The organism is Pseudomonas sp. BJP69 (assembly GCF_007633355.1).
Taxonomy (GTDB): domain Bacteria; phylum Pseudomonadota; class Gammaproteobacteria; order Pseudomonadales; family Pseudomonadaceae; genus Aquipseudomonas; species Aquipseudomonas juntendi.
In genome coordinates, this window is record NZ_CP041933.1 from 4,059,212 (window position 1) to 4,078,054 (window position 18,843).

At 57.3% G+C, this 18,843-nt stretch carries 15 protein-coding genes, 1 tRNA gene and 4 pseudogenes; 11 read left to right on the plus strand and 9 right to left on the minus strand.

The window, feature by feature from the left end; all coding sequences use genetic code 11:
* Positions 1–10: 10 nt before the first annotated feature.
* The gene (locus FPB55_RS18940) at positions 11–1,288 is read left to right on the plus strand and encodes an MFS transporter (protein ID WP_144189036.1); all 1,278 of its coding nucleotides are present in this window, start codon (positions 11–13) and stop codon (positions 1,286–1,288) included.
* A gap of 65 nt (positions 1,289–1,353) precedes the next feature.
* On the opposite strand, the gene FPB55_RS18945 is transcribed toward FPB55_RS18940, so the two are convergent.
* On the minus strand, positions 1,354–2,367 hold the full coding sequence (locus FPB55_RS18945) for an alpha/beta hydrolase (RefSeq protein ID WP_178097528.1): 1,014 nt from the start codon (positions 2,365–2,367) through the stop codon (positions 1,354–1,356).
* 256 nt (positions 2,368–2,623) lie between these two features.
* Between FPB55_RS18945 and FPB55_RS18950 the strand changes: the two genes are divergently transcribed.
* Positions 2,624–3,322, plus strand: coding sequence for a CatB-related O-acetyltransferase (locus tag FPB55_RS18950; RefSeq protein ID WP_009684076.1), 699 nt, complete (start codon positions 2,624–2,626; stop codon positions 3,320–3,322).
* 53 nt (positions 3,323–3,375) lie between these two features.
* On the opposite strand, the gene FPB55_RS18955 is transcribed toward FPB55_RS18950, so the two are convergent.
* Positions 3,376–4,653, minus strand: a complete 1,278-nt coding sequence (locus FPB55_RS18955) for a DUF2254 domain-containing protein (protein ID WP_144189038.1) — start codon at positions 4,651–4,653, stop codon at positions 3,376–3,378.
* Between the two features lie 383 nt (positions 4,654–5,036).
* Here FPB55_RS18955 and FPB55_RS18965 point away from each other — a divergent pair.
* The 4 genes and pseudogenes from FPB55_RS18965 to FPB55_RS18980 form a co-directional block, all read left to right on the plus strand.
* Positions 5,037–5,453 (plus strand): annotated as a pseudogene (locus FPB55_RS18965) (TonB-dependent receptor); the annotation flags it as partial.
* 458 nt (positions 5,454–5,911) lie between these two features.
* On the plus strand, positions 5,912–6,079 hold the full coding sequence (locus FPB55_RS18970) for a methylated-DNA--[protein]-cysteine S-methyltransferase (protein WP_009684073.1): 168 nt from the start codon (positions 5,912–5,914) through the stop codon (positions 6,077–6,079).
* Positions 6,080–6,111: 32 nt separating this feature from the next.
* Positions 6,112–7,084 (plus strand): annotated as a pseudogene (locus tag FPB55_RS18975) (hypothetical protein).
* The gene (locus FPB55_RS18980) at positions 7,081–7,446 is read left to right on the plus strand and encodes a hypothetical protein (protein WP_115294565.1); all 366 of its coding nucleotides are present in this window, start codon (positions 7,081–7,083) and stop codon (positions 7,444–7,446) included. The pseudogene FPB55_RS18975 and the gene FPB55_RS18980 overlap by 4 nt, the downstream one beginning before the upstream one ends.
* A gap of 302 nt (positions 7,447–7,748) precedes the next feature.
* On the opposite strand, the pseudogene FPB55_RS18985 reads toward FPB55_RS18980, so the two are convergent.
* A pseudogene (locus FPB55_RS18985) lies at positions 7,749–7,895 on the minus strand (DNA-binding response regulator); the annotation flags it as partial.
* Between the two features lie 353 nt (positions 7,896–8,248).
* Between FPB55_RS18985 and FPB55_RS18990 the strand changes: the two are divergent.
* From FPB55_RS18990 to FPB55_RS19005, 4 genes and pseudogenes are all read left to right on the plus strand, one after another.
* Positions 8,249–10,015 carry a copper resistance system multicopper oxidase gene (locus FPB55_RS18990; protein WP_144189040.1) on the plus strand — a complete coding sequence of 589 codons (1,767 nt, stop codon included), beginning with the start codon at positions 8,249–8,251 and terminating at the stop codon, positions 10,013–10,015.
* A 14-nt stretch (positions 10,016–10,029) separates the two neighbouring features.
* Complete coding sequence (locus tag FPB55_RS18995) at positions 10,030–10,290, plus strand: hypothetical protein (protein WP_009684069.1); 261 nt, start codon at positions 10,030–10,032, stop codon at positions 10,288–10,290.
* On the plus strand, positions 10,280–11,395 hold the full coding sequence (locus tag FPB55_RS19000) for a copper resistance protein B (RefSeq protein ID WP_009684068.1): 1,116 nt from the start codon (positions 10,280–10,282) through the stop codon (positions 11,393–11,395). Before FPB55_RS18995 ends, FPB55_RS19000 begins: the two co-directional genes overlap by 11 nt.
* A 9-nt stretch (positions 11,396–11,404) precedes the next feature.
* Positions 11,405–11,818, plus strand: a pseudogene (locus tag FPB55_RS19005) (cytochrome c); the annotation flags it as partial.
* A 67-nt stretch (positions 11,819–11,885) separates the two neighbouring features.
* Here the strand turns inward: FPB55_RS19005 and FPB55_RS19010 are convergent.
* From FPB55_RS19010 to FPB55_RS19030, 5 genes are all read right to left on the minus strand, one after another.
* Positions 11,886–13,349 (minus strand): amidase, encoded by a 1,464-nt coding sequence (locus FPB55_RS19010; protein WP_047149755.1) that lies wholly within the window; start codon positions 13,347–13,349, stop codon positions 11,886–11,888.
* Between the two features lie 61 nt (positions 13,350–13,410).
* The gene (locus tag FPB55_RS19015) at positions 13,411–14,457 is read right to left on the minus strand and encodes an extracellular solute-binding protein (RefSeq protein ID WP_009684066.1); all 1,047 of its coding nucleotides are present in this window, start codon (positions 14,455–14,457) and stop codon (positions 13,411–13,413) included.
* A gap of 27 nt (positions 14,458–14,484) precedes the next feature.
* Positions 14,485–15,291 (minus strand): ABC transporter permease, encoded by an 807-nt coding sequence (locus tag FPB55_RS19020; protein ID WP_009684065.1) that lies wholly within the window; start codon positions 15,289–15,291, stop codon positions 14,485–14,487.
* Positions 15,291–16,211, minus strand: coding sequence for an ABC transporter permease (locus tag FPB55_RS19025; protein ID WP_009684064.1), 921 nt, complete (start codon positions 16,209–16,211; stop codon positions 15,291–15,293). The genes FPB55_RS19020 and FPB55_RS19025 overlap by 1 nt, the downstream gene beginning before the upstream one ends.
* Positions 16,212–16,226: 15 nt before the next feature.
* Positions 16,227–17,345 (minus strand): ABC transporter ATP-binding protein, encoded by a 1,119-nt coding sequence (locus FPB55_RS19030; RefSeq protein WP_009684063.1) that lies wholly within the window; start codon positions 17,343–17,345, stop codon positions 16,227–16,229.
* A gap of 221 nt (positions 17,346–17,566) precedes the next feature.
* Here FPB55_RS19030 and FPB55_RS19035 point away from each other — a divergent pair, with 221 nt between their 5' ends.
* A complete protein-coding gene (locus tag FPB55_RS19035; protein WP_009684062.1) occupies positions 17,567–18,457 on the plus strand; it encodes a LysR substrate-binding domain-containing protein in 891 nt (296 codons plus the stop codon).
* Positions 18,458–18,764: 307 nt separating this feature from the next.
* On the opposite strand, the gene FPB55_RS19040 is transcribed toward FPB55_RS19035, so the two are convergent.
* A tRNA-Lys gene (locus FPB55_RS19040) sits at positions 18,765–18,840 on the minus strand.
* Positions 18,841–18,843 lie beyond the last annotated feature (3 nt).

Here is an 18,843-nt window from a genome sequence, read left to right on the forward strand (position 1 = left end):
GGAAAACACGATGGGTGAGTTGCGCATGGATTTGAAAATGCAGCGCTGTGACCACGGGCGTGGCACCCGGGTAGGCAGGGGTTTCATTCTAGCCATGGCACTGTCACTGCTTGGCGTCTGGCTGGCGGTATTCGCCCCCATCCAAGTACTGCTTGCCCAGCAGATGGAAATATTGGCGCCCAACTCGAAAGAAAGCGCGCTGGGCATGGTGATGGGCATTGGCTCGGCCATCGCACTGGTCGCACAGCCTGTCATCGGCTTTCTGTCAGACAGAACCCGCTCAGTGTTCGGCCGCCGTCACCCGTGGAACTTTCTCGGCATTGTCGTCGGCGCGCTGGCACTTTACATGCTGGGCAAGCAAACGACCTGGACGGGCATCGTCGTTTATTGGGCCTTGGTACAAGTGGGCACCAGCGGGGTGTTGTGTGCAATCACCGCTGCAATACCGGACCGCGTGCCAGTTGAGCAACGGGCCATTGTCAGCGCCTGGAATGGCGTGATGTTGTCCGTGGCAGTTGTACTGGGCGCCGTCATCACCACCACGCTGGGTGTCGGCATAGCGCAAAGCTACACCGTCGTCGCGGCCATATTCGTGGTGCTTTCAATGCCATTTGTGTTGTTTACCGATGATCCGCTGGGGCAGCAGGTGCACACCGGTGAATGGCGTTGGAAGGCGTTGTTTTCGGCCTTCTGGATCAGCCCCAGAAAGCATCCGGATTTTGCCTGGGCATGGTCGACGCGCTTTCTGGTCGGCCTCAGCAGCGCCACGGGTACCCTGTTCTTTCTGTACTTTCTTCGCGACGGCCTGCGCTATGAGGCGCTTTACCCGGGTGAGCGGGCCGAAGACGGCTTGCTGAAGCTGGTGCTGATCTATACCGCTGCCGTGGTGGTCACCGCTTTCGCCTGCGGGGCCATATCGGATCGGACCGGCCGGCGCAAAGCCATCGTGACGGTGTCGGGGATGATCATGGGAGTGGCTTCGCTGTTGTTGGCCTTCTGGCAGAACTGGCCGATGGCTATGGTTTCCTCAGCGATACTCGGTGTTGGCTATGGTGCCTACGTCGCCGTCGATCAAGCGCTCATCAGCCAGGTGCTGCCCAGTTCGGCGGACCATGCCAAGGACCTGGGGATCATCAACGTTGCCATCGTCGGGCCACAGATCCTCGCCCCTGCCCTGTGCGCCATGCTGGTGACCCAGTTCGGAGGCTACCCTGCCCTCTACATGTTTGCAGGCCTGGCAGGCTTGATGGGCGGGCTGCTGGTGCTGAAAATCAAAAGTGTCCCCTGACGCAACAGGGCGCATCGGGTCATGCACACTTGGCGGTTGTCAGGCACCAGAGGCCTGACAACCCCTCATTTCCCACCGTGCGCTTGTCGGCTACGTACCAGCGCTGCTACTGCCTGCTGCATTTCCTGCCTGGCCACGCGACTGACGCCCATCATGTTCGCAAACCCATGAATGAGCCCAGCCGCCCTGCGCAGGGTCACGTTCACCCCAGCGGCCGATAACAGGTGCGCATACGCCTCACCTTCATCGCGAAGTACGTCGAACTCGGCGGTGGCAATATACGTTGGTGGCAGCCCTTCAAAACTGTCGGCCAGCAACGGCGACACAGCCGGGTCGCTGTAGGCCCGGCTGGGCACATACAGCTCACGCGCCCAGTTCATCTGGTCCGCAGTCAACACATAGCCTGTTTCGAACAGCGAATAGGACGTCGACCTGTTTTCGTTGTCCAGGACCGGGTAGAACAGCAGTTGGAAGTCGGGCAAGCGCCGTTTCTGCTCTCTGAGCGTGTAGCACAACGCGGCAGCAATATTGCCACCCGCGCTGTCGCCCGCCACGGCAATGAATGCGCCAGGCGTATTGGCCGCCTGCATGTCCTTCAGCACATGCTCATAGGCTGCCAGTGCGTCATCGATGGCGGCAGGAAATGGATGCTCGGGTGCCAGCCTGTAGTCCACCGACAGTACGTGCAGCCTGGCTTCGCGCGCCAGATACCGGCAGATACTTTCACAGCTTGCCAGGCTTCCGGATACCCAGGCGCCACCGTGGAAGTAAATGAGTACGCCCTGCGCGCAGTCGTTCGTTACGAACGTCTTGACTGGAACAGGCCCGCCCTGCCCGTCGATCGTGAAGCTTCGCTCCAGGTCGACAGGTGCATCACAGCCGCCAAACACCCAGGCGTCATGGTCGGTCTGTTCGCGCACTTTATCCAGGGGCTGGTGCTGCGGGCGGGCAAGCTCGCGATCCCCCATCAGCCTGAGAAACATCGCCACTTCGGCGCTTAACACGTGACCCGGCTGGTTGAGACGAGACCCGCCAATGGCAGATTGCAAGCGATGGGGCAGCCTGCCCAACGCCTCCACGACCCACTTCATGCCGACCTGGCTGACTGGCCTCTTCATGGATTCCCCACTCCCAGAATCAACGCCTCGATAAATACAGGCGAAACTGGCTAATCTTATGAGGCACCCTAAAGGGCTACAAGCAGAGGGCTGCAGAGATGCGTTCTAATTAATAGAGCGCGGCGGGCAAATCGGCAGTCGGCCCCGGGCGAAGCCTTTTTTGATCGGAGGGTGCTTGCTACCATCCACGCTCAACAGTCGTGGTGCGATCGGAAAGATGCTCAGAATCCTCAGAGAACAACAATTCAAGAAAGCGTTCCGAAAACTGGGCGGCAAAGTCGCCGGAGGTTCTGGTTCCTTCAGCGCCCGTGCCTGCGCAACCATTGAGCAAGGTGTAAGCCTTGGACACGTCAGGGTAGAGTCGCCATCGGTAACCATCGGAGCCCACACCTACATCAGGAGTGGCAGCACGTTATCCGTGATTTCTGCGATCGGCCGTTTTTGCTCGATCGGATCCGACTGCACACTGGGCCAGGAAAAGCATACCCACCCTACCGATTGGGTAAGCACGCACCCCTTCCAGTATGAAACGGGAGGCTTGTCCTATTCTCCAGCGCTTTCCTGGGTCACCATGGGACACGATGTCTGGGTCGGGCATGGCGCGACCATTTTGGAAGGTGTAGAGGTTGGCACGGGGGCAATCATTGCCACACGGGCAGTAGTGACAAAAAACGTGCCCCCCTATGCGATCGTTGGCGGAAACCCAGCCAAGTTCATCAAGTACCGGCATAGCCCTGAAATCATTGAGCGGCTGCTTGCAAGCCAATGGTGGAACCTGGATGTCGAGTACCTCAAACGCTTGCCCATGAACGACGCCGAGGCATTTCTCAAGGCGATTGAAAATGGTGCACCCGCCGCCCCAGTACACTACTCAAAACTCTCCATCGCCAAGCGTAGGGTGCAAGAAGCGCCGTAGTGGGTTCAGCTTTATCAAACTTTGTCGATGGCCTTTGCGTTTGCGCCTCGAAGCTACTGACCAAGCAACGGCGCGGCTACATCCCGGAGCCGCTGCTTTTCTTCATCCAGGTGCAACGATGTCTGCGCACGTTTGACCAGTAAAGCGGCATGGTGTCGGCAATGCTTGCCATACCGCTGTGGATCGAGTTCAGCCAGACTGATCAATGCCTTGATCAGCCGGATATCGATTTCCAACAGCCCTGCCCCGTCCCGTGCGATCAATGTAAAGAAGTCATCGAATAAATCGTGCACTTCGATGCACCGAACATGAACGCGCAGACACTTCTCATCGACGTCATCAGAGGCCGGGGATTGCATCGACCACTTGGAAAAACACCTGACTCCACGGCCGATCACATCGATCACGGTCCCGGAATCATTGGTCGCCGGAGACAAGGCGCGCGAGGCGATTTCGGTTAGAACCGCAAGGCCGAAGCGTGGATCCTGGTCAAATGAGCGGCGTACACCCACCGTGACCGCGCGCAGGATTTCAGCCGCCAGCGCCGAGCCCTGTGGAGGGGGCGAAGCTGTGGGTAGCAGCCGCGCTATGGGCGCGCCAATGTGAACAAAGGTGCCTGGCAGTACTTCCAGGTAGATCTTGAGCTGGTGCTTCTCGGCCACTGCCGCCAGGCCGCTGATATCGATGTGCTGAACGTAGCCGGTGTCGGTACTGGCAATCGTGAGCGCGCTAGAGGGCAGCACGCAGGATTCGGGGTAAGGGGCACCACCCAGATAGGGCCAGCGGGCGCGATGCTCCAGGGCAGCCAGTGTCGCGGCCTCGACCCGATCAATTGTCTCGCCGACTCTTCCAAGCGTGGATAGGTGACCGATCCAGCGTAACAGCGTGTACACGATCAGGACGATCATCAACAGGGTCACTGCAAAAAGCACCACCCGCCCCTGAGCCCCATAAGCACCGGTACTCAGCGCGATGATGCCGACCAGGCTGAACAGAAACGAGCCAATGAACGTGGCCAGTGCATTCTGCGTTGTCGAATCTTCCATCACCAAGGTGGTCGCCCTGGGTGTCACGCCATTACTGGCAGCACCGTAGGCAGAAACGATGATACTCAAGGAAAACGTGGTCACCGCCAGCATGCTGGAGGCGATGATGCCGAGTATCTTGTCGACCGAGTCTGCACCGATCTTCGCAGGCAGCGATGGCGGTACGAAGTCGCGCAAGGCGATGGCGAGCAAGGCCGTGACAACGCCAGCAAGCGAAAACAGCGTTGTCCGAAACCACAGGCGTTTTGTCACTTGACGCAGGACCCAGCTCAACCGAGTGATCATTGTTTCTATCCTTATGGTGGTCAACGCTTCCCGGGCCGAATGCTGTGCCCGAACTAACGATTCACGCGAGGCCGCTTTCGATACGACAACGGCGTCTCACCCGTCCATCGCTTGAAGGCTTTGATGAAACTGGTCGGATCAATGTACCCAAGGCGGGCAGAAATCTGTTCCACCGATAGCACATATTCGCGCAAGAACTCCCTGGCCAGCGCATATCGCACCTCATCGCGCATAGCGATCCAGCATGGCCCGGCACTGATTTTCCGCTGCTTTCAATGTCAGTTCATTGGCCTGTGCGAGCGGTTCCATGAGCGCTTGCGTATTCAGGATGGCCAGATGGGACGGTGCATTGAATTGCGCCCGCACGCGACAGAATCCCTCGTACCACTACCAAAGGCGCTGAGTTCACCCTGGACGGAGAGCTGGCAGAAGGCTGGCAGGCATCTGCCGGTTATGCCTATGCGGTCAGCACCGATGCTGACAACCAGCGTATCGTTACCAACCTGCCTCGTCACAGTCTCAAGACCTTCACCAGCTATTGCCTGCCGGGGATTCTGGACAAGCTCACCGTTGGCGGCGGTGTGAACTGGCAGAGCAAAACCGGTGCCGACCTGCACACCTTCACCCAAAGTAGCTATGCCGTGACCAACCTCCTGGCTCGCTACGACTTCAACCAGCATCTGAGTGCGTCAGTCAATCTAAACAACGTGTTCGACCGTGAATACCTGAGCTATGCCGGCGACCACGGTATGTACAGCGCTCCAAGAAATATCATGACGGGGTTCAAGTGCAACGTCTGACGCTCGCGCACTTCGTGCTGATCCCGCGCTGTCGGTTTCAATCCAGTATTGACGCCCGCAAATCCAAGGGCAATCGGCTCTGCTGGGAATCGGTGGCTCGGGAGCGCGCCTCTGTGGCGCTCGACTAATGGTTTCTCGGCGGTTTGATCCAGACAGAGGGGGCGATTATGCAGCTACCGATCGACAGCTATTGGTCAATAGCTCTCGTGGTGAAGGACCACCTATCAACTGCCGAACGAGCGTGAACGCTGGAAAGTTGGCCTCGGAGCTATCATCCAAAAGTTGCTTGAGTACCTCGGCGGGGCCCGTCGTGATTTCTCGCTAAACCTGGCACCTCGTGGCAGCCACTTTCTCGAGCAGGCATGGGCAATGCTTGCCATGGTTCGCTACGGCACCGTCACCAGCTACGGTCAACTGGCCAAGAGCATGGGCAAACTGACGCTGCCAGAGCCATCGGCATGGCCAATGCGGTCAACCCGATTTCGATCATCGTGCCCTGCCACCGCGTGATCGCCGCCAACGGAAAGCTAAGCGGCTACAGCGGCGGTTTGGACAAGAAACGGGACCTGCTGCCCCTCGAAGCCGAGCATACCCGCGTGGACCTTCTTCAGGCCGCATTTAGCTGAGGCGCTTTCCGGGAGACCTAACTGGCCGCAGCATAGCAGGCAATTTTGCAGGCGCCGCTCGTGGGTCCTACCAGTCTTTGAAAGCCAGCACTCCGCTATCTGGGCACACCCTAGGCAAATTCGATATCCTGAATGCGCACATTGTCAACAGCGCTGTCCTGGGCGGTGAGCTGGTGATCGTGGGCGATTCCAACACACCCTCATGTACCAGCCACGAAGCGTCTCTGATGGCCCAGGCTGCTCAGATCCACGCTGGACTACTTACCAGTGGGGTGGATGCGGATGATTTCTTCCTGGAACACTTCGACTTACTGCAAAGTGTGCTTGCCAGCGCTTCAATGGGAGTTGGTGCAGTCGGTGACGGCTGGAGCAGGCATCTGCAAAATATCAAGGACACACTTGAGGAGATCGAAAAACTCCATCGCGTTTACCTCGGCTCTGGCATCTTGAGTGCCCGCGACGCGTTTTATGCCAAGCGCACCGCTTTGTTCATGAAGCTCGAAAAGCATTTGGGGAGCCTGGCCGCGTACGGTTCAGGGTTACGTAATCAGGGAAAGATCAAACAAGCATTGAATATCTCGACCCGCAGCTATCTCCACACAGGTGAGATTGCCGGCTATGCCGATAAGGTATCTGGCGTTGCCAGAGCCTCCAACCTAGTTAAGAAAGGCACGTACATCGGCACTGCGCTGGATGTGGCCGCCACAGGCTTGTCGATTCATAAAGCCTGCACAATGGGCCGGGAAGAGCAGTGCCGCCGCGCCAAATATGTTGAAAGCTCGGCGTTGATAGGTGGCCTGGGAGGCGGCAGCATCGGGGGGGGCTGCGGGAGGTATGGTAGGAACTGGTGCTTGTGTAGTCGTTCTGGGGGTTAGTACAGGCGGCCCAGGAGCGCTGGCTTGTGCTGTAATAGGCGGTGCAGTAGGCGGTAAAATCGCCGGTGACTTCGGGAGCGATAGAGGCGAAAAGGTAGGTGAATTCTTATATCGTGAGGTATCGAAGTGAATGCAGTAGACCCTGGATTGATTGCGCTGTTTATCCTTGCACCCATAATTCTGTTTATGATCGTGCTGTGTTACATCGCACATAAGCACACTGAGTACTTTGAGTCGTTTCTTCCGAACTGTACGTACGTGACCGGCAATAAAAAAACATTCCAGCATGCAGGCTTACTTGGCAAAGTCATGCGCACGGGATCGATCGCTCTGGTGCTGGCGATACCGACAATCTTTTTGCGCAGAGGCTTAATTGACTTAAATGAAGTTAAACGTTTCCCGCCCAAAATGAAACGATTATTGGTGAGCATGTTAGCCATCCAAATCGTGCTGGTCATTGCGCTTACCATTTCCCATTATGCAGATCGCTGAAAATAATTGACTGGCATTACCGGGACGATGGCCAGATAGATGGCCTCGTCCCAGCTGGCCAACTCCAATCATTTTCAGTCCTAGTTAGAAGCGTAAAAATTCCTTTTAGATGAGCTGTCTACACTTTTAAGGCATCGCTCGTGATACCTCTGGTGGTAAGGACTGAGCTTCGCCGCCATCTCACCTGCCCCTCCCATCTGTCTAGTGTCCACACAAACAACCGGCAAAAATTGCCGCGCGCTTCTTGGAGCTCCTTGACTACTAAAATCAAGGCTCCTGTTAGCTATGGTTCGGGACGCGGTGATCATCAGGTCATATGCCTTGCTCAGCGCGTGCTGCAAGGCATCGCTCCCAGTGACCACACGATGGACTGTAAAGCCTGCCTCTGTCAGCCCTTGCTGCAGGTATGCCCCGTTTTTTGGCCTATCTTCGGCCGCGAGTAACTTCATCAGTTGCGCCCCCTCGGATGCCCTTCGTCTACAGCAAAAGCGGCACCCAACTCGAAGCTGACGGGAAAGTAATCTCGGGCTCAGCTTGCTGACAGTCCGGGTTGCTAGCTTTAGCACTGTGAAAGGCCGGTTGCCGCCCAAAGCGCAAAGCACCCCGGCCATGAGAGCTGCTGAGCTGAGCTTACAGAACTGTAATCACCCCGGAATCTGAACTGTGGCAGCTTGCGGGTATGTCCTCCCTCAATTCTGGTGCTTTGTCGAAAGCTGCGAAGTTTGGGAGAGCTCAATTCATCAGATGGTTGCGGATCTCGCAGCTTGGATATCAGCGATCTACCTGACTGGAACGCAACGGCATGCAAAGCAAAACCACTCGACGTTCATTCGTCAAAGGCCTGGCTGCTACCGGACTACTGGGTGGGATAGGTATGTGGCGCGCGCCGGTCTGGGCCGTAACTAGCCCTGGCCAGCCTAACATAGTGACCGGCACCGACTTCGATCTCTACATCGGGGAGCTCCCGGTGAACATTACCGGTGCAGCTCGAACGGCAATGGCTATCAACGGGTCGCTACCCGGACCGGTACTCCGTTGGCGAGAAGGCGACACAGTCACGCTGCGGGTGCGTAATCGCTTGAAGCAAGATACGTCTATCCACTGGCACGGCATCATTCTACCGGCAAACATGGACGGCGTGCCGGGCTTGAGCTTCCATGGCATCGCACCGGACGGCATGTACGAGTACAAGTTCAAGGTCCATCAGAACGGCACCTACTGGTACCACAGCCATTCGGGCTTCCAAGAGCAGGTTGGTGTTTACGGTGCCCTCATAATCGATGCGATGGATCCCGAGCCTTTCACCTACGACCGTGACTATGTCGTCATGCTGAGTGACTGGACTGACGAAGACCCGGCACGGGTTATGTCCAAGCTAAAAAAGCAGTCGGATTACTACAACTTTCACAAGCGTACCGTTGGCGACTTCGTCGACGACGTGAGCGAAAAAGGTTGGTCTGCCACCTTAGCCGATCGAAAGATATGGGCTGAGATGAAGATGAGCCCAACCGACCTCGCTGATGTGAGCGGGTACACCTACACCTATCTCATGAATGGCCAAGCGCCAGACGGAAACTGGACGGGCCTCTTTAAACCAGGCGAGAAAATCCGGCTTCGCTTTATCAACGGCTCGGCGATGACGTATTTCGATGTGCGAATTCCCGGTTTGAAGATGACCGTTGTCGCAGCGGACGGACAGTACGTACAGCCTGTGTCGATCGATGAATTCCGGATTGCCGTTGCTGAAACCTACGATGTCATTGTCGAGCCTGAAAACGAGCAGGCTTACACCATCTTTGCTCAGTCCATGGATCGCACCGGCTATTCAAGGGGTACTTTGGCTGTCCGTGAGGGCCTGCAGGCCCCGGTACCGACGGTAGACCCACGTCCCCTGATCTCCATGGGCGACATGGGGATGGATCATGGCAGCATGGGCGGCATGGACCACGGCAGCATGGGCGGCATGGACCACGGCAGCATGGCCGGAATGGACCATGGCAAGATGGCTGGTATGGACCACGCCAATAGGGCCGCTAGCGGTGCGATGCAAAGCCATCCCGCCTCCGAATCAAACAACCCCCTGGTCGATATGCAGACCATGACGCCAACGCCGAAGCTGAACGATCCGGGAATCGGGCTTCGCAATAACGGGCGTCGGGTTCTCACGTATTTGGATTTGCGTAGCACCTTCATTGATCCTGACGGCCGTGAACCGGGCCGGACCATCGAGCTGCACCTTACCGGCCATATGGAGAAGTTCGCTTGGTCTTTCGATGGCATCAAGTTCTCTGACGCAGAACCGCTGCGGCTCAAGTATGGGGAGCGTCTGCGAATTACCTTGGTGAATGACACCATGATGACTCACCCCATCCACCTGCACGGAATGTGGAGTGACTTGGAGGATGAAGAAGGCAACTTCATGGTCCGAAAGCATACGATCGATATGCCGCCTGGCTCGAAACGAAGCTATCGCGTTACTGCAGATGCGCTCGGGCGCTGGGCCTATCACTGCCACCTCATGTACCACATGGAGATGGGCATGTTCCGAGAAGTCCGCGTGGACGAATGAACTGGAGATACGAGATGAGCAAACCAATGAAACGAAGCGCCTTTTTCCTGTCTACTGCGATGGTTGGCCTGCTGGCAGCCTACGCCCCGGCTTCCTGGGCCAATGAAAACCATGACCAGCACTCTCAAAAGTCGTCCGACGCAACACAATCGCACGGTTCGAAGAGCAAGCAAGCTCAGGGCATGGACCATGACTCCATGGAAGGCATGGATCACGGCAAAATGATGGAAGCGCATGGCAGCGAAAAAGCTGAGGCAGGAAAAAATGGCCAATAGCGTTCCACGACCATCGCTGCTGGTATTGGCCGCTTCGCTAGGCGTGCTGGGCGTTTCGCCCAGCTTCGCCGCTGAAATGGATCATTCCGGGATAGATCACTCGGCAATGGAGCACGGTGCGATGCAGATGGACGACGTCTCATCACAAAATACCCTGCCAGGCATGGACCACAGCCAGATGGACGCGAGCAAGCAACCTACGCAGCCCGCCTCCGCTGATCACAGCAAAATGGGCCATGCGCAGCCCAAAACGAATGCGGCCTCGATGATTCACGGCAACATGGACCATGGAAGCATGAACGGCATGGACCACGGGTCCATGAAAGGCATGGATCATGGCGCGATGGATCATTCCAAGATGGGACACGGCAAGGTTGATTCACCGAGCACAACCAGCCGTACGCCAATCCCGGTACTCACTGATGCCGACCGCCAGGCTGCCTTCCCCCCGCTTGAGGGGCACAAAATGGATGACAGCGGTACCAACAGCTTTTTCTTGGTTGACCAGCTGGAATACCAGGATGCTGACGCCGGTAGCACGCTTGCCTGGGACGCATCCGGTTGGGTGGGCGGTGACATCAACAGGCTCTGGATTCGCTCGGAGGGCGAGCGTACCAATGGGGTTACTGAAGATGCCGAGCTACAGCTCCTCTATGGCCGCTCCATAAGCCCTTGGTGGGATGTTGTCACCGGCGTCCGACAGGACTTCAAACCGGAAGATCCCCAGACCTGGGCCGCGTTCGGTATTCAGGGTATGGCGCTGTATGACTTCGAAGCGCAAGTCACGGCGTTTATCGGTGAGAACGGTCAAACCGCTGCCCGCCTGGAAGGTGAGTACGACATCCTGCTGACTAATCGTTTGATCCTTCAGCCAACCGCTGAGGCCAATTTCTATGGCAAGAACGATCCGGAACGCGGCTTCGGTTCTGGCCTGGCAAATACGGAAGTTGGGCTACGGTTGCGGTACGAAATTGTCCGCCAGTTCGCACCGTACATAGGCGTCACCTGGAGCCGTTCCTACGGCAAAACCGCCGACTTCATCCGGGATGAAGGTGGGGATGTGGACGAAGCTCGGTTTGTTGCCGGTATTCGGATGTGGTTTTGAGAACTCACTATGAAAAGGACAATTACAACACGGGTGACGGCGGATGCTGTAGGTAGCGCTGCAATGCTTGGCGCTGCTTGCTTCGGTCTCGTGAACGTTGGTGCGGATGTCCCGCGCGTCCCCCGCTGTACAAGCGTTTTTGGCCATGGCGCGTGATCGCTCATTTGAAGTCCGTGCACGCGACATAGACGTCCCAGATCTTGAAGGCCCTACTCATATCCAAGCAGGGGCAGGCAATAACAACGCCATGTGTATCGGATGCCACCTCGCTCCTGGGGTGCAGAAAACAGAACTCAGCCAAGCCCTCTACCCCTCTCCACCAAACCTCACCGAGATCGGCGTAAATGGCGATCCTGCAGCTGCATTCTGGACCATCAAGCGCGGTATCGAAGCCACAGGATGACTGCTTGGGGCAACAGCATGGCAGCTCGCAGTCAGCGTCCGGCGAACTCACCTTCCGAACACCAGCATCAAGGGCGATGGGTCTGAATCAACGCTGAACATCCTGAAGCAATGGAGAAGGATGACGCTTGTACCAATCGCTAGCCCGCTCATAAGCGTGTGCGAGTTGCAGGACCGAAAGGTCGGCCTGATACCGGCCGATAATTTGCAGGCCCATTGGAAGCCCGCTTTCACTGAAACCTGCTTGTACATTTGCTACCGGGCAGCCAGACAATGTGCCAGGGATGACGACCTCCATCCAGCGATGATAGGTGTCCATGGTGATGTCGTTGATAGCCGTCGGCCATGGCAGCGTTTTGTCAAACGGGAAAACCTGGGCACTGGGTAATAGCAAGTAGTCGTACTGCTCGAAAAGCCGCGAGATGGACCGATACCAGTCGCTGCGCGCTACCGATGCGGCGAACACTTCACTGGCTGACAGTTTCAGGCCATTTTCTACCTCCCAGCAGGCTTCCGGCTTGAGCTGAGCGCGCTTTTGCGGGTCGGCATAGGCCGCGCCCAACGAGCCGGCCACCATCCAGTGGCGCAACGTGCGCCAACTGCCCCAAAGCTTCTGGGGGGCGAAGTCTGGTTGTACGGCTTCGATATGGCAGCCTAAACCTTCAAAGTCAGCAAAGGTTTTCTCGCACAGCTCAAGAATGCCCCGTTCCATCGGCAGGTAACCGTTGAAGTCGCCAAGCCAGCCAATGCGCGTACCTTTGAATTCGCGCTCTAGAGGCATGGCGAAGACTGTACCGGATTCGCTGATCGACAACGGTGCTCGCGCATCCCCACCGGCCTGCACCGATAGCAGCAACGCCGCATCCTTCACACTGCGCGCCATCGGGCCTTCGTAACCAAGCTGGTCGAAAAACAGATCCGCACTGTCATCGAACGGCACACGCCCCTGGGAAGGTCTGAACCCGAAGATGTTATTGAACGCCGCCGGGTTACGCAGCGAACCCATCATATCGCTGCCATCGGCCACGGGTACCAGATGCATCGCCAGTGCTGCCGCCGCGCCGCCGCTGCTGCCTCCCGCCGTTTTGCTCAGGTCATACGCGCAAGCGGTAGGGCCGAACAACGGGTTATAGCTTTGCGAACCAAGCCCGAACTCCGGGGTGTTGGTTTTGCCAATTATGATCGCGCCAGCAGCCTTGATCCGCTCGACCATGATGCCGTCGCGCTCTGGCAGGTAATCCTTGAACAACGGTGAACCGAAGGTGGTACGTATCCCTTGCGTCAGTGACAAGTCCTTGATCGCATGAGGCAGGCCATGCATCCAGCCGCGGTATGCACCACGGGCCAGTTCGGCGTCGCGCGCATCGGCTTGAGCCAACAGGCTTTCAGGTGATTGCAGGCTGATCAGCGCATTCACCAGTGGGTTGAAACGTTCGATATGGGCGAGGTAAGTCTGCATGACTTCTCGGCAAGACACCTGGCGCAGGCGAATACGTTCGGCGAGCTCATGGGCCTGCAGCAGGACCAGTTCGCTGATGTGATTGGAATTCATGACTACGGCGCCTTTCAGACGGCTGGAGAAACACCCCGGCCTCGTGCCGGGGCGGCAGTGATCAACGCATCAGGCTGGTCCAGAGACGATCGGCCAGACGGATCGCGCCCTCGCCACAGGTCTTGCTGAACACCACGTGGGTGCCCTCGGGAATGTGCAATTCCGGTGCTTCCTTAAGCGACGCATCGAGAAACGGTTCAACGCCTTTGATCGGGCTTTGGTGCTTGAGGAAACGCTGCGTCATCGCCGAGTTTTCCGGCTGGCTGAGGAAAGCGATGAATGCCTTGGCATTCTCCGGGTGCTTGGCACCGGCGGGGATGACCATATTGTCGACCCATGCCAGTACGCCTTCTTTCGGGTAGAGATACTTCAGCGTCGGCTTCATCTCCCGCGCACGCATGGATGAGCCCCCCCAGAACATCGACATATCGATTTCACCCGAGGCAAGGTTTTCACGAATCGACCCCGCCTTTGAACTGTACGTCTTCACGAACGGCTTTTGTGCCTTGAGCAAGCTCAGAACCTGCTGCATCTGCTTCGAGTCTTCGCTGCACAACGGAATGTTCAGGTACAGGCTGGCCATGTCGACCATGTCACTGACCGAATCGAACATGTTGATCCGCCCCTGCAACTCGGCGGGCGGCTCATATAGAACCTTGTAGCTGTCGGCAGGGCCTTTATAACGTGCGGTGTCCAGCACGATGCTGGTAGTGCCCCAGATGAACGGCATCGAATATGCACCGTCCGGGTCCCAACCCGGATTTTTCAGGTTATCCACTACGCTGGCGTAATAGGGCTGTTTCACCGGGTCGAAGCGCTCCAGCAGGTTTTCCTTGATCAGGATCGGGATGAACTGGTGCGACGGAATCGCCACGTCATACCCCGCACCGCCTTGCTTCAACTTTGCCAGCAGGGTTTCGTTGGAGTCATAGGAATCGACCGTGACCTCAATCCCAGTCTGCTTCTGGAATTTGGCGAGAATCTCTGGCGAGAAATAACCGCTCCAGCTGACCACGTTGAGTTTTTCCGCGGCCTGCACACTGCCGGCCATGACCAGCGGCACACTAACGAACAAATAAGTACCAACGCTTTTTATCCACTTGTTCATGCTATTTCCCCACAGCTCCTAAAAAGTTCAGACGTTCTTTTTGCCCAGCAGGTAAGAGAGGCAGACAAACAGCACCGAGACCCCCAGGATCAGGGTCGACACGGCATTGACGTCGGGTGTCACGCCCATGCGCAACAGGCCGAAGATGAAAATCGGCAAGGTGGTCGTGCCCGCCTGCGAGACCATCATCGAGATCACGAAGTTATCGAGCGAGACGATGAAGGCCAGCATCAGCCCGGAGAAAATCCCCGGCATCAGCAGCGGTAAGGTGACCTTGCGGAAGGTTCGCCACGGCCCGGCGTAGAGGTCCCCGGCAGCCTGTTCCAGGGACAGGTCCATGTCGTTGAGCCGCGCACGAATGGGCAGGTAGGCGAAAGGAATGCAGAACACCGTATGGGCGATGATCAAGTTGCCGTAGCCGAGCGACAGGCCGATGGTGGAAAACAGCGCCAGCGTTGCCACCCCCACGACAATTTCCGGAAGTACCAACGGCAGCATGATCGCGCCCATCGACAGTTGCAGCCCTTTGAACTTGGCGCCCCGTGAAGTACCAAGGGCGGCAAGGGTGGCAAGCGCCGTGGCGATCATGCTCGCGCACACGGCGATCAGCAAACTGTTGCCGGCAGCCTGGCGCAAGGCCTGGTTGGCGAAAGCAGCGCGATACCAGTCAAGGCTGAAACCGGTCCAGACAGTCGCCGACTGATTAGCGTTGAACGAGAACACCACCAGCACCACGATCGGTGCATAAAGGTACAGGTAGAACAGGAGACTGAAGCCACCAAACCCGGGAAAGTCTCGTATGCACAACCCTTGGCGATTGAACAGAGCAAGCATTACGCACCTCCTTTGGCGATGCGCTGGCGCTCGGCGCGCAGGGCATAGATGGTCAGTACCAGCATCACGGCAGCCATCAACACCAGCGAGAGTGCGGCGCCAAACGGCCAGTTACGCGCATCACTGAATTGCCGGAATATCAAGTTGCCGAGCATCATCCGCGTACCACCGCCGAGCAGTTCCGGGGCGATCATCGCACCTAGGCAAGGCACGAAAGTAAGGATGGCCCCAGCGAGAATGCCCGGTTTGGCGATTGGCAAAACCACTTTGCGCAGGGTGCGTACGCGCCCTGCGTACAGGTCTTGAGCAGCTTCGAGCAAGCGAACATCCATCTTTTCCAGCGTCGCGTAGATCGGCAACACCACGAACGGTGCATAGGTGTAGACCAGCCCCAGCAGCACGGCACCGTCGGTGTACAGCAACTGCAACGGCTCATGGATAACGCCCATTCCCATCAAACTGTTATTCACCACCCCGGTGTTGCGCAGCAGCAGAATCCACGCATACGTGCGAATCAACAGGTTGGCCCAGAACGGTACGGTGATCAGGAAGATCAGCAGGCCACGCCGATGGGCCGGCTGCATAGCCAGCCACACCGCCACCGGAAAACCGATCAATAGCGTGATGACCGTGGTCAGGCCGGCGATGCCGACCGAGCGCAGGGCAATGACCAGGTAGGAGTCGGCGAAGACCAGGCTGTCGTCCATTTGCCGTTCAAACAGCAGCGAAATGTAAGCATCGACGCTGAATGCCTTGTTCACCCCGCCGTAGGGGTTGGCTTCCATCAGGGAATAGCCGACGACGATCAGAATCGGCACGATCAGAAACAGGCCGATGGCGAGCAGTGCCGGGCTGACCCCGAGTAAACTGTGCAAACGCTTGCGGCGTTCCAGCGTGTTGGCAATCGGTAAGGCGTGCATGACAACTCCTCGGGCTCAATCGTGCAGGACGCTGGCGCTTCCCTGATCGAACAGCAGACCGGCCTGACTGCCGACGACAAAGCGCAGGCTCTGGTCGACGCTGTTGGGGGTGCGTACGGTGAGGCGCGCCCCGTCGCTGAGGCTGACCTGATATTGCAGGTCGGTACCCAGATAAATCTGCGCTTCGATCCGGCACGGCAGTGCCGCTTCAGTATCGGCAGGCACCAGGTGGAGCCGCTCAGGGCGCACCGAGAGGGTCACCCGGGCCCCGACGGTTACGTCTGCGCACGCTTGCGCCGGTAACGGATGACCGGCTGGGCCGGTAAACCATGCCTGGCCCGCCTGTGCATGGGTGACAGTGCCTTCGATGAAGTTGGTTTCACCAATGAAGTCGGCGACAAAGCGATTGCGCGGCCGCTCGTAGATGTCCTCCGGTCTGCCAACCTGCTGGACTTCGCCTTCGGACAATACGGCGATACGGTCGGACATGGTCAGCGCCTCCTCTTGGTCGTGCGTGACGAAGATGAAGGTGATACCGGTCTTGGCCTGAATGCTTTTAAGCTCTTCGCGCATGGCTTGGCGCAGCTTTAGGTCGAGTGCCGACAGCGGCTCATCGAGCAGCAGAACTTTTGGATGCGGTGCCAGTGCACGGGCCAGCGCCACACGTTGCTGCTGACCGCCAGACAACTGAGCAGGCTTGCGATTGGCAAAGCGTTGCATCTGCACCAGCGCGAGCATCTCGTCAACCCGGTCGGCGACCTGTGCTTTATTGAACATTTTGCCCATGGGGTGTGATTCAAGGCCGAACGCCAGGTTCTCGGCGATGGTCATGTGCGGGAACAGTGCATAATGCTGGAACACTGTGTTGACCGGGCGCTGGAACGGCGGAAGATCGGCGATGTTCTCGCCGTAAAGCATGATCTGGCCTTCGGTAGGGAACTCGAAGCCAGCGATCATCCGCAGCAGGGTGGTTTTGCCGCAGCCAGAAGGGCCGAGCAGGGTAAAGAATTCGTTATCGTGAATGTCCAACTCGACGTTTTTCAATGCCACCGGGCCGGTGTTCGGATCACCGTAGACCTTGCGGACCGAGCGGATCGACACCGCCAGCGTTTGCAGCGAATGCAGGGCATTCATGCGTAACCTCCGATTCCCCCATCGCCTACGGTTGCGCTGCGGATCAGGCAATCAGTCGGGCCATGGATGTTATTTTTTTGGCAGGATCGAAAATGCGAACGGGGTGAAAACAGTTTTTTTGTTCTGCTGTGGCTCGATTATCAGTTAGGGCTTGCGCGGGGCGATACTTCAATTTAAACATGGCGGCTGTTAGTTAATTTAATAGCAAAGGTGCCAGTAACATGTCAGCCCACCGCCTGCCGCCGCTCAATGCGGTGCGTGCATTTGATGCAGCCGCCCGTCTGGGCAGTTATGTGGAGGCCTCCAAAGCTCTGCACGTGACCCAGCCGGCGATTGGCCGACACGTAAAGTTGCTTGAAGACTGGCTAGGCATTCAACTGTTTGAGCGTACCTCTCGCGGTGTCAACCTTACCCCGGCTGGGGAGAAGTACCACCGCAAGATCGCTGCCGCCCTGCAGTTGATCATGGAAGCCGGCAAGGAAGCGCAACCCAAAGAGGCCGAACGCTGGCTGCGGATCATGGTGGTACCGGGGTTTGCCAAGCGCTGGCTGATGCCTCGTATTGAACGCATGCGCCAGTTACGGCCGGGTTTGAAGTTCGCAATTGAACCCAATTCGACATTCACCGAGGTAGACAAAAAAACGACCGACCTTGGTATTGTCTATGGCATGGAGAACGAGTATGCGAACTGCCGCGCCACCCTGGTCTGCCCGAGGGTTTTCCCAATCTGCACCCCGGCCTACCTCGCCAGTGTCGGGCCTCTTTCAGCGCCAGTGGACCTTGTGAAACATAACCTTATCCACGTCGATAACGGTGAGTGGTGGAATCTCTGGTTTACCGCTCACGGTTTAGAGTTTCACCTCGATTCAGATATTCTCTACGTCAACAATGACCATGCCTTATCCGTGGCTGAAAGCGGTCAGGGTATTGCGCTGGCTAACGAAGTACTGGTGAGAAACGAGCTCGATGCAGGCAGGCTGGTAAAGGCGGTGAATACTGAAGTGAGGCTCGAGAGTTACAGGGTACTGACGCCATCTGGCGAGCTTTCCGAGGACGCCAACTGGTTCATAGACTGGCTCCAGACGGAACTGAACAATGAATTTGGAAGCTAGGTGAATTCAGCCTGGCGAGCGTACGTTTGGGCAATACGTGATATGCCTGGGCGAAAAACCATGATCTGCCTCCGCTAAGAGCCTGTCTTACATGATTTTTCTTTGAGCACTGGGTGCAGGTTGGTCAGGCGTGAAGGCAGGTACTTACGCTGAATGAACCAAAGAAAAAGCCCGCGAACCTGTGCAGGCTGCGGGCTAATTCACATTGATGTCACACTGAAGCGCCTCGAGGTTCGCTCCAGACGGCTGCAAGACTAGAAACTGGCTGGCAAGCCCCCTCTCAAGCACTCACGAACCGCTGTGAATATGGTGGGTCGTGTAGGATTCGAACCTACGACCAATTGGTTAAAAGCCAACTGCTCTACCAACTGAGCTAACGACCCGTT

What these genes read in the sequence shown, in the direction of transcription:
- FPB55_RS19010 (WP_047149755.1), bottom strand. Translation starts at nt 13,349, where the DNA reads ATGAATTCCAATCACATCAGCGAACTGGTCCTGCTGCAGGCCCATGAG.
- FPB55_RS19020 (WP_009684065.1), bottom strand. Translation starts at nt 15,291, where the DNA reads ATGCTTGCTCTGTTCAATCGCCAAGGGTTGTGCATACGAGACTTTCCC.
- FPB55_RS19025 (WP_009684064.1), bottom strand. Translation starts at nt 16,211, where the DNA reads ATGCACGCCTTACCGATTGCCAACACGCTGGAACGCCGCAAGCGTTTG.
- FPB55_RS18955 (WP_144189038.1), bottom strand. Translation starts at nt 4,653, where the DNA reads ATGATCACTCGGTTGAGCTGGGTCCTGCGTCAAGTGACAAAACGCCTG.
- FPB55_RS18940 (WP_144189036.1), top strand. Translation starts at nt 11, where the DNA reads ATGGGTGAGTTGCGCATGGATTTGAAAATGCAGCGCTGTGACCACGGG.
- FPB55_RS18950 (WP_009684076.1), top strand. Translation starts at nt 2,624, where the DNA reads ATGCTCAGAATCCTCAGAGAACAACAATTCAAGAAAGCGTTCCGAAAA.
- FPB55_RS19035 (WP_009684062.1), top strand. Translation starts at nt 17,567, where the DNA reads ATGTCAGCCCACCGCCTGCCGCCGCTCAATGCGGTGCGTGCATTTGAT.
- FPB55_RS18990 (WP_144189040.1), top strand. Translation starts at nt 8,249, where the DNA reads ATGCAAAGCAAAACCACTCGACGTTCATTCGTCAAAGGCCTGGCTGCT.
- FPB55_RS18970 (WP_009684073.1), top strand. Translation starts at nt 5,912, where the DNA reads ATGGCCAATGCGGTCAACCCGATTTCGATCATCGTGCCCTGCCACCGC.
- FPB55_RS18995 (WP_009684069.1), top strand. Translation starts at nt 10,030, where the DNA reads ATGAGCAAACCAATGAAACGAAGCGCCTTTTTCCTGTCTACTGCGATG.
- FPB55_RS19030 (WP_009684063.1), bottom strand. Translation starts at nt 17,345, where the DNA reads ATGAATGCCCTGCATTCGCTGCAAACGCTGGCGGTGTCGATCCGCTCG.
- FPB55_RS19015 (WP_009684066.1), bottom strand. Translation starts at nt 14,457, where the DNA reads ATGAACAAGTGGATAAAAAGCGTTGGTACTTATTTGTTCGTTAGTGTG.
- FPB55_RS19000 (WP_009684068.1), top strand. Translation starts at nt 10,280, where the DNA reads ATGGCCAATAGCGTTCCACGACCATCGCTGCTGGTATTGGCCGCTTCG.